The following is an 11,428-nucleotide window of genomic DNA, read 5'->3' as shown; positions in this document are numbered from 1 at the left end:
CGCGAGCGACTGCCCCTCGTCAGCGCGATGGGTCAGGGTTCGGGAGCTGTTCGAGCCGAGGATCGAGGCGAGGTCGCCGGTCGCGAAGCGGCCATAGGTTGCCGCCTCGTCCAGGGCCTCGTCGACTGCGGTCAGGCCGCTGATCTTGGCCAACGCAACCGCGTCGGCCATCTTCACGTTCATCCGCGTCGTGCCCGCCGCCGCGGCCTCAAGCAACCACGCCTTCGCGCCCGCGCCAATGCGCAGGAACTCCGCCTCCGCAGCGCTGCGGGCCTTGACCGCGTAGTCGCCCGGGACTCTCTCGCGGTGGTCGGGGAAGTGCGCGTCATCGATCGACGGGCTGCCCGGCCGAGCCCGCGGGTGCCGGGCAACCTCGACGGGCCCGTCGGCGCCGTGGTGCACGACGATGACCTGCTCGCCCTCGCCGACCCCGTGGCTGCGGACGAAGACCCGCGCGCCGAGCAGATGCGCGGGAACCGAGTACTGGCCGTTCTCGAACGTCACCATCGGGGTGTTGTCCGGGACGCTCCGTGAGAGGCCGAAGGAGACGGTGTGGGCGGTGTCGGGGATCCGGTGCAGCCGCGGCTGTTCCTCCTCGAGCATCGCGGCGGGCTTGCGCCGCGTGACCCGGTGCTCACGGTTGTTGACCTCGTCCATGAACGCCTCACAGGCCGCTTCAACCTCCGCGAACGACGCGTATTCCGGGCGCAGGTTGGTGTCCCGGGGCACGATGTCGGCCTTGGCGACCTTGACTGAGGACTCCGATCCGCCCTTCGTCGCCGGGTCCGCCGGCTGGCAGGTCAACACGGTGATGCCGTAGTGGCGGGCGAAGTCCACGGTCTGCTGGTTGCGCACCGGGACGCCGGCGATGTGGGAAACGGTGACCGTTTTCTCGTTGTCCGTGAGGACATAGGTCGGAGCTCCTCCAAGAATGCGGAGCGTGCGATCAAGGGCAGCGAACACGGTCGGGGCCGTCCGATCCCGGAGGGCGATCACGACCCGGAACCTCGACCAGGCCAGCCAGGCGACGAACAACACCGTTTTGCGGCCGTTGATGACGGGGCCATCGCCGAAGTCATACTGCAACCACATCCCCGGCTCCGTGATCCAGGGCCGGTGCACCCGGACCCGACCAAACCGGTAGGCCGTCCGGACCTGCGATACCGCCCGCCGGGTCGAACGCTCAGACCCCGTGTAACCGAGGGCGAGGAGCTTGTCGTGGGCCCGGTCGGCGCGGATCTTGCCCTTAGACGCCTCGACCCATTCCTCAATCTTGGGCAGGAACGGGTCCGTGACCCGGCCCCGATACGCCGGCTCCGCGATCGGCTTGCCCGCATCGCGGGCCTCGACGTGGCGGGCAACGGTGTGGTGCGAGCAGCCGGTGAGCTCGGCTGTGGCGCGCAACGATCTGGTCAGATCGTAGGCAGCAAGTATTTCCATGATTTCTCCGTCATGCTTCATTCAGGGCCTCTTCCTGGGCGACTTTGATGCGTCTTAGACACCGCAATCAAACCCCAGGGAGAGGCTCCCGCCGCTTAAGCAGCAGGGTTCAGAACAAGAAGTGGGCAGATCTCATGGCCACCAACGGGCAGTTCTACTGGCCGTCAGCGGGCAGTTCCGTGGCCGCCTATGGGCAGTTTGGCATGGCCGCTAACACAGCAGGCCACCCTCGCCGTCACCCAGGAAGAGTTGGGCGACCGGACACACACTCTCGACCAGGTGACGGCCGAGCTGACCGCTGCCCGCTCCGCGGCCGAGGCCCAGAATCTGAACGCACAGGCGGAGTTGACCCGGCTGCGTGAGCAGCTGGCGACCGTGCGCACGCGACTGGGGGAGACCGAGCACGAGCGCGACGACGCCAACGCGCGGACCGAAGCCGCTTCTGTCACAAGGGCCGAAGCGGAGGAACGTGCTCGAGGTGCGGCCGCCCGCGCCGACGACGAAGCAGCCCGGTCGCAGCGCGCCGAGTCCGACCTCGCGAAAGTTCGGGACCAGCTCGAACTGTCACGCGCCGCCCACGATGAGATCCGGGAGGAAGCCAGCTCGCTGCGCGGGAACCTTGCCACTGTCATCGTGGAACGCGAGGCGGCCCGGACGGACGTCGAGCGCGAGCGAACTCACGGCGAGCAACGAGTGAGTGATCTCCGCACCACGCAGGACCAACAGCTCACCCAACTACGTGATGAGCTCGCCGAACTGCGAACGGAAGCGCGCAAACAGCGCAGCCGCGCGGACCGCCCAGCAACCTAATCGTCAGAACCGGCCCCGCACCCCCTAGAGCAGAACGACTAGCAACACGCGAAGACCGCGTCCTCGGCATCTTTGAGCTCTTGGCGGCCGAAATTTCCTTGTTTCTAAGCAGATCCTGGGGTAGGCATAGGTCCAAACCAGTGGCATATTTCATCGTCGAATAGCTGCGGAAACGATTTTGACAGTAGGTCGGTGCGCATTGTGGTTAGGCGTCCGGTCTCTGCACGAAAAAACGATTGAGTGTGCATGACGTCGGAGGGAAAGACCAGGAGCCCATAGAAGGCATCACCGGGATGATTATGAGCGAAGTTTTCGGCGTAACCAAGCATCTTGTATTGCTCTTCGGATGTTCCTTGCTTTAGGGTTCTAAACCGCCATTTTGCATCAATAAGCAAGGGAGCTGATCCCGCTGTGGTGAGGACAATATCTGGGATTCCGGCCAATGGAGTGAGCGTAACTGTACTCAGCCATCGTCCTTTGCCTAGTGGCTTTTGCATCTGGAAATAGGCTTCGACGGTCCTACTCCCCAACCGGAAGGTAGCAATCGGTTTATTCGATTGAGAAGCGTGGATTCGAAAGTCACTGTCCGTTGTCCAGCCCAAGCGATTCATGCTGGTTCGTGTCTGCTCAAGGCACCAAACCTCAAAGACCTTTTCCCAGTACGCCTCACTTTCTGGCAGCGCGAGGTCGACCGCGCGATCACCATCAACTTCTTCAGCCAAACCGGTAAGAGATAACCAGTGTTCAATCCAATTCAACAGACGTCGATAAGGTCTATCGTTCCCCGTCAGGCGGCGGTTGACCCGGAAGCGGGTGAGCGCAAGGTCCTTTCGTGAGATTGAACTGTACGTGTTGGAGGCGAACGCATGAGCAGAAGAAAGTCGCGACAGCTGTCTGAAATATCCGCGGGCCACGATGGATTCGGCGCTTTTCGCGGGAAATACTTCGTTCGCGAGCAGCGCGCGAATTTGGCGCAACGTGCCCGCTGCCAATCGGTTTTCGGGCGTATCAAAGTGGCGTTGATGATCGACGATCGGAAACGTCCGAGGCCGATCGAAGCGTAGCTTGCGCTCCCGAATGTAGGCCGGCACATCAAGGCGCCCTATGAGCACAAGGTCTCGCCGACGCTCAAGCTTATTGTGCCAAGAAGGCTGGTGGCTTATCTCCTGCAGAATCGCGAATAGTTCGGGCATCTCCGCTAGAAGTCGGCGGTGAACAAACTCTTGGTGAAATCTATGAAGCTGCTCATCACCGGTAAGGGAAACAGCGGGAACGGACATTCGATTGATCGAAACTTCAAGCGCAGAGGCCTTTGTAATGAGAATCGGAAGGCACTGCTCCAAGAGGAGCGCCTTCAGAGTCGCATCTATCACGGAACAAAGTAAAGGCCCGAGGCTTCGATTCTCGAAAGCTCACGAGCGAATTGAGGGAACGCGATTCGTGAGCTGTCCGCAAAGGCTCTAAGTTTTTCGGGGCTTTCCAAATCTGTCTCGAACAGAGGCGCCAATTTGACTGAGCACGCCCAATCAAACGAGGTTTCCAAATCGGAATCAACGGACATCGAGTGACGGACGAGCGCGAGCTGCGCGACATCGATTAGCGGCGCTGTTCCGATAGGCAGGAACGGGAACGGGCTGCTTTCAGTGGCGTATCGAACCTTCTCGACCTCAAGCAACAGTCGTGCGAGCGGAGGACGAATGAGTTCTGCCAACCCGTCAGGTATCTGTGATGCGTTTAGACTGCGGGATGCTTTTTCAACAATGCGGTCGAATTCAAATACGGCGAGGGAAGAATCCTCCGTTGAAGGTTGATTCCAATCTTCTCCGCTATTTCTTTGCGGTGGGACGTCGACTGTAATGAAGTTGAAGCGCCGACGAATAGCGAGACTTAGTGAGTTAACGAATTGTTTGTCGATCGAGTTCATTGTGCCAATGATTCTGAAGCGCCGGGACGTTGTCAGTTCCGGGGATGAACCACCTATGTATTTTAGCTTGAACGGGACCAATTCGTCGGTTCCTAGAACGGTGAAAAGTTCTCCAAATGCACGGTCCATGTTCGCGCGATTGAGCTCATCGATGATTAGCCAAGTCGCTTGATACGGGTTCAGATCTGCGTCATCCAAATTTTGCGAGACGGATCCTGCGCAGTCAATTACTGCCGCAGTGAACGCCCCATGAGCAGGCGTCAGGCGTTCCGCACCTTCCGAATTAACGACGATCTCTTGCCCACCGATCACATCGAATGTTGTCCAGTCTTCCCGGGCTGTGGCCTGGGCAATTTTTGCGCCGAATGCCCTCGCGAGTGCAGAGGCGAGGGAACTCTTCCCTGTCCCAGGAGGGCCTTGAAGGATGATATTCCCTGAAATTAACCCCGCCGCTGCGCCGATAAGGGTCTCTCGTGGGATAAGTAAATCTTCTGCCTCGAGCTCGAGGCGAACCATAAGATCCGGAGGAATTTGCAGTCGATGTTTGGCGACTTCGCCTGTTCGATCGATGGCGTCGAAGAACGTATCAGGAGGAATAGCGCCGTCATCGACGAGTCCGCTGTCTGTGAGATCAACCATTGTTGTTCACTACGAAATGGGCTTGCAGACTCTGGCTGTTCACGATTTCCTTCGATCGGACCAAATCAATGGCGACCCTTCCCCCGGCGACTCTGCGCTTATCCTTCACCTTGTACGTCCAGCCCAGGTCATGGCTCAAAATAAGACGTTGACCACGAGCCACGCGGCAGAGAGTAGAAACCTCTCCGAAGATGGAGTCAGACGACACGCTGTAGTGCACCCCTTCTGTTAGAACGTTGACGTTTTCTTGTCCAAACAGTACTTGCGGCAGGGCTTCTTCGATAATTGCTCGTGAAGTATCCAAATCGGGAACTCCAGCACCTAGATACGCGAAATAGTCTTGCTCATCGTTAATCAGGGGGAGGACTGGCATCCGGCTGATGAACTGATCGGTTACAACGCAATCATCCTCTGGCTGATCGTTGCCACGCTGCCCAATGGCTAAACGCACGATTTCACTGAAACTTGAGAGCAGTGTCTCCCGCCGGTTGAGGTCACCAATATAGGGGGACCCGCCTTGAGTTGACGCAAGAGTCAGACCGGCAAGCCCGATGTGATTCACGACTTGATTCATTGAGTTGTAGTACACGCCCCTCAAATCAGGCATCGTGGGGTACGTCTTGAAGGTGCGTTCGCCGGTCCGTAATTTACGGACTTCATCGATGGCCTTCTGTGCCGAGTCGATGTCGGTAACCAGGCCGAGGACGCGTATCAGCTCCTCAAACCATACGAAATTATCCAATTCGCATAAGGCCGTGTAGAGAAAACCGTAGATCGGAAAGTCGCTTGCAACATTTGACGAGACCCTGGAACGAGGTGGGCCCTGAAGCGGGAATCGCATGAGCAGGTTAATGCCTACCCACGCGAATTGCTTTTGATTGAGTGCCTCCGCAGCAGCAAGCAGCTGCCTGCCACCGGGTGTGATCACGATCGCATCTGAGCCCGATAATACGTATAAGAGACCAAACTCTTCGAGAGACGATTTGCGAGTCTCGACGGAGTGCGGGCTGATCTGTTTTGTAACGGCTGCCGAAGACCAATAGTCCTTAACGGCCCGATATGAGTTGTGCTGTGTGAAGGAAAGGAAGATGGCCCACGAACGCCGCGCGTTGTTGTCACCAAATGGATTTGGATATCCAAGACTCGCGACTCGCCAGAACGTGGTCACTAGTGAGCGACCCCCGCTGGATCGGCATCGATGTGCGAATCGACGAGATCTTGAACATCCATTCCGTTTGTCAGGCCTTTCCTCAGAGTTAGTACCCAATCGACCAAGATGATGCCCCCGCGACCTGCACGCGGGAATTTCATGTAGTGCCTCCGAAGTCGATATCCAAAAGCATGTTCCAAGCCAAAGCCATGCAGTTCCGCCAGTTTTACGAGCGCTTTGTGAACGGCCAACGGTCCGATCTTCGTAGAGCTGTTTCCTATGACAAAGACGTACCGAGAACCATTGCGGAGTACTCGCTTCATCTCGGCAAAGTGCTCATTCATTAGGTGGAAGTAACTCAGCACCGCTTCTCGTCGGTATTCAGGAAGCTCATCAGAATCAAGGAGTTGCGCGATGAATGGTGGCAGCTCCGCGACGGAAATCGGTGACTTCGCTCCCACCTGGCCGTGGCGCAAGTTGTTAAAGTCCCGACGAGAGGCGAGGCCAAGTTCTTCCGCCAACCAGAAGTGTTCGAGCATCAAATTATATGGATAGTCCACGGAATCAAGGTATGGCGGACTTGTCACTGCAAGATCGAAGGATTCGTCTGCCCAATTTATTACAAGTGCGTTTCCATCGGCTGGCACCGTAGAGAGAGGGAGCGATCCGCTCGTTTGCACGAATGAGGACAACCCGGCCAGTGCCTTCACAATTGCGTTATCCCAAGTGGCTGCCACTGGTGGCGCAATTTTCGGGCGGGTGCCCGATACGTAAGTCTTCTGTGACTGATCATCTGCGTTGGATACGGCCCGGAGGATTGAGCTGAAAACGGCTAGGAAAAAAGTTCGGTATTCATCGTCGTTCGTGGACTTGAGTACCGCGTCTTTGAGTCCGGCCAGCTCACGCCACGAGCCCTCGATAAACCAATGCTCAAAATTCGCTACGCCGGCAATCGGAGATTCGAGGAATCCCACCTTGGGCCGCCACAAAATGCGAATTCGTTTGGAAATCGCCTCAGCTTCTTCACAATCGAGGGGTGTGGTCTTCGCGCTGATGATCAACCGTGACAACGGATTTATGTCTAACGCGACAGAGCGAAGTCCCCTTGCCGATGCCTCTACATTTGTCGTGCCGGATCCTGCAAACGGATCCAGGACAATTGATCCCTCGGAGGAATAAGCGTCCAATGCCCACCTAGGAACCTGAGGAATGAACTTTGCCGGGAATCTATGCAAACCATGAGTCAGCGTATTCGTCCGGTTACTCAGGCTCAGTGATACCAGCGAGTTCGATGTAAGGACAGTTGGGGGTTCAAATGAAGCAACTTGCTCGAACTGCGCGGTCCCGGTGCTCACCAAAGTTCAACAACGCTTTCGCGCATGAAGTTCTCGAGGCCATTCAGTTTCGCTCGCTGCTGAGGAGCGACAGTTAGCGAACGAACAACGTGCACTTTTGCGTTTGCGAAACCGATGTCTCTGCCTACCTGTGCCACAAGCGAATCAGTTGGGATGATGACTCCTGCATACGCGGAGTTTCCTACGACAACGTATGTACGGCCACCCTTGACAGTGACCCGTTTCGACTCCGACAGCACCGAGCGAATGTCGTCGAAATAGCCACGAAGGAGGGCGGGAACGCGCATTTTCACAGCGTAGGAGTCGGCATCCATCGACTCGATCAGGTCCTCCAGATCAGGGATTACAGCTGTGACCTGTTTCAGGTCGGCCCCCAGGTGGGAACGCATTGAACTTTTCCGGAGTGTGTTCAAGTCTTCATACGACTTCACGAAGCCTCCGTACCAGAGCTCTACCTTCAGGGATTCGAAGTAGTCGAAGCGGTTTGCATAGGGAGGTGAGAAGACGACGGAGTCGAATGATTCTTCAGCCAGCGTTGGCATAATCTGATTCGCGCTACCTGTTAGGACCTGCTGTTGTTCCCACTCCTGAGCTCCCCAGCAAGCACGACCATCGTCGACCATCATCCGTAGATGATTCACGTAAGTAGAAATAGCAAAAGATCGTTGATCGCGACCAAATCGCTTGAGCTGCCACTCTCCATCGACGTGGTCTTCGTACGAGTTTTTAGCACGCTTCTTCTTGCGGTACTTGATCCCATTGCCCTCTTTGAAGTAACTTCCGACAGTCTCGAGCACCGCAATCCAAGCGAGCAGAAGGAAGTTGTAAAACACGGTATCGTCAGCGAACTCTTCGATTCGCGCACGTATCTGCATCATTACCAAGTTAATGTCCGGCTCGAACATGTTCTCGGAGATTGTGAGTGCGGGCTGAGGCCAAGCTTCTGAAACGCTCGAAATGCTCAACATCAGATCGGCGAAACCCGATGCTTGATTCAGCTGATCACTGTCAAGAGGAGTGAGCTTGACCGAGGTCACGAACGTTGCCAGTGGGTTGACATCGATGCCGGTTGACCTGAGCCCAAGTTCCGCGGCGCCGACCATGATTGAGCCGCTTCCCGCGAACGGGTCCAAAATACGCGCGCCGAGTTGGAGTGCATCGATGAGAGCAGGTGAGTAGCCTTCGCGATACTTATACCAACGGTGGATTGGGAGGTCTTGATTTCCTCGCCAATGCACCATGGCCGAGAGCTCTGGACGAAATGAAAGAGTCTGACCCGCATCGATGCGTTCGAGCAGTAGTCGCTGTCTGGTTATTGACGGCGTGGCCACCGGAGGAGCAAGCAAAAAGGTCATGTGTTCATTCAACCATCAGTGACCTGCCCGACCCGCGGTTGCGGGCAGGGCGCGTCAGCAGAATAATGAAATCTTCGTCGCTAGGTGGGGTCTGAGTTCAGAGCTTGTCGATCCACGTGTCTTCTTCTCGATCACCCCAGGCGTTTCCGGTGTTCTTGCGACCAGCTGAATCTATCCGATCTGCAAGCTTGTAAATGAGAGTTTGAGCGTGGGGCCCCTCAAGATCACCTACGGATGCAATGCGCTGTCCCGTGAGCTCCTCCACAATCGCAAACTGCCCTCGCGCATCAGTGACGCCGAGCTGCTCGAATGCCTTTTTCAGCGCATCTCTCTGTGAAATTGACATCATCACTGTCGACATCGCTTGTGGTTCTCCTGATGAGTTGTCGTCACTTTCGAAAAGCGGAAGCAAATGGTCCATGTGCTCATTCTTCCCCAACGAATGCTCGCCGAGGAGGGCAGCGCGTTTGAGAATCTGGACTTGACCTGCAGACCGATCGGAAACGATGGTTTCTGAGCCGCTCCTTGAGCTCGAGTGCGAAGTCGGAGGATCCGGGTGCGACGTCCATCGGTCGAGGGGTCAAAACCCGTGGCCGAAATCAAAAGCCGCCGAAACACCGCCATAGCAGTTTTTGATCGCGCCTTGATTGCTCGAGATGGCCGGATGAGTGGTGAAGCAGCGGACTCATAATCCGTTGGTCACGGGTTCAGGTCCTGTCCGCACACGCTGCGGCGCCGCGGCCAATACAGTGCTCAATATGGAACTCGCTTCGATGATCGTAAATTTTGGGATCCTTGTTGCAACGGTGATAGCCGCTGTTATCGCCTTGCGCTCGGTCAACGACGCTCGTCAGGCCAGAGACGAGGCTTCCGCGCACGAGCGCACCGCCCTCGACGCCGCTACTCGATCAGCCTCAGCAGCCGAGGTCGCCGTGCGACATCACGGACGAACTGCAGACACTTTGGAAAAGCAGACCGCGCTCCTCGAATCGGCGGCTACGCATCGAGAGGAATGGGCCCTTGAAGCTCTCACAGACCCGAGCATCGATCAGCGATGGAAGGCAACGAACAAGACAGGATACGACGTCATGCACGTCTCTATTGGCACTCCTGACGGCTTCAACGAGCAATGGATAAAGCCCGACGTGGAAGAGACTGCCGACGTGCCGCGCGGTGAAAGTATTTTCTTTACCTTCATTCGACGCCTCAGCTCGCCGACGAGTCGAACGATCTGGGTGATCTGGACGCCGGCGGACGGTTCTGCGCAGAAGAAGTTTGTCAAGACGATTCCCTAAACGGCGACGCCGGACTTGAATACCCGCACAGAGATCGTGAGGTGTCGGTTTGGGGTGTACCCCAAACAGACGTAACCCCTTCTCGGCGCAGCTCCTAAAATCTCATGTCGAGTTGAGGAGCCATCGAGCATTTACTGACGGTTGCGGGCCTGGCTCTTAGAGTTGCCCTGACGCCATAGGGACGGTGAGCAGTGCCGGGTCAAACTGTCGGGTATCTCCGCGTGAGTACGTTGGATCAAACCAGCGTTTGTTCAAATTCGGTGACCGCGATACTGAGCTAGGTATGCAATGAGAGGCAGGGGCATGAACGGTGGTGGGGAAGAGACCTACAACGCGACTGCGGTCCACGATAAGTTCCATGACCTCGCGGAGTTGCGGGCCTCCGCTCGAAAGCTGATTGACATGTGGGACCGCGACCGCGAGAAGCCGTTCATCATGAAAAGCGAATACGCGGCCGCCGCCGGTCCAATGGTCTGGAGTTATACACAGCACGTTATTGAACTGATGCGCAGCGTCTTGGATCTCTCGCAGCAGAATCGATTGATAATCGCTGTTCCTCTCGTGCGCTTGATGGTGGAGAACACTATGACCTCGATCTGGCTTCACCTCTCGCCGCAAGCGACGAGAGCCGTGCTGCATGAGGGACTTCGCCAGCGGAAGGCGGCCCTCGCAAATATCTTGGAGCTGGAAACCAAGGGCTATGACCAATCGGACATCGATGGCATCAACCGAGACCTTGAGGGCTTCGCGGACGACTCCCTGCCGGCCGGTAAATCCTTCGAGCAGCGGTGTAGGCAAATCGTCGACGGTCTAGGTACTTACGTCACCTGGCGGGTTATGAGTTCGTTTAGTCATGCGGGGTTGGGGGTGGGGGACTTCTATCTCAAAGAGTCCGCGGAGAGCCCTACTGGAATCGAATTCGACCCGTCCGCGAAACTCGACCATCATGAAGCCTGGCTGGGAACGGCCGTATGCATGTTGATCGCATCGTTGAAGGTGTGCAATGAGATCGATGGCAAGGGACGCCATAAGACTCAGGTTGAGCGGGCTGCAAAGCGCCTGGGAATCACACTAGATTTCAGGCTAGTTACCGACGAGGTCGCTACGCCCTGATCGCGGCAGAGCTTCTCGGCGCACCTATTTGACGGACTGACGCGTATTCGCAGACCGGGCCTCAATGAGAAGAGACTGGGCGCCTGTCACATTGTTGTGTTGCTGCATGATTTGCGACACGCAGAATAGATGACTGGTTATGTGACATATTTCTGCATGCGTTGAGGTTACGATCGTGTTGTCACGTAATCGAACGTATAAGTGACAGGGGTCTCCGCAATGCTCGTCGGGTACATGCGCGTCCGGAATTTGTCAAGGTGAATGAGGCCAGCGTGAGTTTAGGCGGCTAGTTTCGGCTCTTCTTCTTGTGCGTCGGCTGGCTTGTTGATCCAGGCCGCGTCGGGGGT

General features: G+C 56.8%; 10 protein-coding genes. 3 read left to right on the top strand and 7 right to left on the bottom strand.

The window, feature by feature from the left end; genetic code table 11:
- Positions 1-1,461 (bottom strand): IS21 family transposase (gene istA, locus E3T24_RS05700; RefSeq protein ID WP_241978630.1); only part of this gene is annotated, 1,461 nt, incomplete at its 3' end.
- A gap of 168 nt (positions 1,462-1,629) precedes the next feature.
- On the opposite strand from istA, the gene E3T24_RS05695 reads away from it, so the two are divergent.
- Positions 1,630-2,250, top strand: coding sequence for a hypothetical protein (locus tag E3T24_RS05695; protein ID WP_134434405.1), 621 nt, complete (start codon positions 1,630-1,632; stop codon positions 2,248-2,250).
- A gap of 104 nt (positions 2,251-2,354) precedes the next feature.
- Here E3T24_RS05695 and E3T24_RS05690 read toward each other — a convergent pair whose 3' ends face one another.
- The 6 genes from E3T24_RS05690 to E3T24_RS05665 all read right to left on the bottom strand — a co-directional run bounded on the left by E3T24_RS05690 (position 2,355) and on the right by E3T24_RS05665 (position 9,094).
- Positions 2,355-3,623: a hypothetical protein gene (locus tag E3T24_RS05690; RefSeq protein ID WP_134434404.1), complete on the bottom strand. Its 1,269-nt coding sequence runs from the start codon at positions 3,621-3,623 to the stop codon at positions 2,355-2,357.
- Complete coding sequence (locus E3T24_RS05685) at positions 3,620-4,813, bottom strand: AAA family ATPase (RefSeq protein WP_134434403.1); 1,194 nt, start codon at positions 4,811-4,813, stop codon at positions 3,620-3,622. The genes E3T24_RS05690 and E3T24_RS05685 overlap by 4 nt, the downstream gene beginning before the upstream one ends.
- On the bottom strand, positions 4,806-5,981 hold the full coding sequence (locus tag E3T24_RS05680) for a hypothetical protein (RefSeq protein WP_134434402.1): 1,176 nt from the start codon (positions 5,979-5,981) through the stop codon (positions 4,806-4,808). The genes E3T24_RS05685 and E3T24_RS05680 overlap by 8 nt, the downstream gene beginning before the upstream one ends.
- The gene (locus E3T24_RS05675) at positions 5,981-7,318 is read right to left on the bottom strand and encodes a DNA methyltransferase (protein ID WP_166789170.1); all 1,338 of its coding nucleotides are present in this window, start codon (positions 7,316-7,318) and stop codon (positions 5,981-5,983) included. The genes E3T24_RS05680 and E3T24_RS05675 overlap by 1 nt, the downstream gene beginning before the upstream one ends.
- A complete protein-coding gene (locus E3T24_RS05670; protein WP_134434400.1) occupies positions 7,315-8,673 on the bottom strand; it encodes an SAM-dependent methyltransferase in 1,359 nt (452 codons plus the stop codon). Before E3T24_RS05670 ends, E3T24_RS05675 begins: the two co-directional genes overlap by 4 nt.
- Positions 8,674-8,770: 97 nt before the next feature.
- Positions 8,771-9,094, bottom strand: a complete 324-nt coding sequence (locus E3T24_RS05665; RefSeq protein WP_134434399.1) for a hypothetical protein — start codon at positions 9,092-9,094, stop codon at positions 8,771-8,773.
- 337 nt (positions 9,095-9,431) lie between these two features.
- Between E3T24_RS05665 and E3T24_RS05655 the strand changes: the two genes are divergently transcribed.
- Positions 9,432-9,968, top strand: a complete 537-nt coding sequence (locus E3T24_RS05655; protein ID WP_134434398.1) for a hypothetical protein — start codon at positions 9,432-9,434, stop codon at positions 9,966-9,968.
- 303 nt (positions 9,969-10,271) lie between these two features.
- Positions 10,272-11,081, top strand: a complete 810-nt coding sequence (locus tag E3T24_RS05650; protein ID WP_134434397.1) for a DUF5677 domain-containing protein — start codon at positions 10,272-10,274, stop codon at positions 11,079-11,081.
- Positions 11,082-11,428: the final 347 nt, after the last annotated feature.

Origin of the sequence: Cryobacterium sp. TmT2-59, assembly GCF_004403545.1 — a bacterium.
Classification (GTDB): domain Bacteria; phylum Actinomycetota; class Actinomycetes; order Actinomycetales; family Microbacteriaceae; genus Cryobacterium; species Cryobacterium shii.
The sequence above is the reverse complement of the archived record's forward strand: the minus strand, read 5'-3'. Positions and strand labels throughout refer to the sequence as shown.

Coding starts and splice junctions, on each gene's coding strand:
- E3T24_RS05685 (WP_134434403.1), bottom strand. CDS start 4,813: ATGGTTGATCTCACAGACAGCGGACTCGTCGATGACGGCGCTATTCCT.
- E3T24_RS05665 (WP_134434399.1), bottom strand. CDS start 9,094: ATGGACCATTTGCTTCCGCTTTTCGAAAGTGACGACAACTCATCAGGA.
- E3T24_RS05655 (WP_134434398.1), top strand. CDS start 9,432: ATGGAACTCGCTTCGATGATCGTAAATTTTGGGATCCTTGTTGCAACG.
- E3T24_RS05670 (WP_134434400.1), bottom strand. CDS start 8,673: ATGACCTTTTTGCTTGCTCCTCCGGTGGCCACGCCGTCAATAACCAGA.
- E3T24_RS05695 (WP_134434405.1), top strand. CDS start 1,630: ATGGGCAGTTTGGCATGGCCGCTAACACAGCAGGCCACCCTCGCCGTC.
- E3T24_RS05650 (WP_134434397.1), top strand. CDS start 10,272: ATGAACGGTGGTGGGGAAGAGACCTACAACGCGACTGCGGTCCACGAT.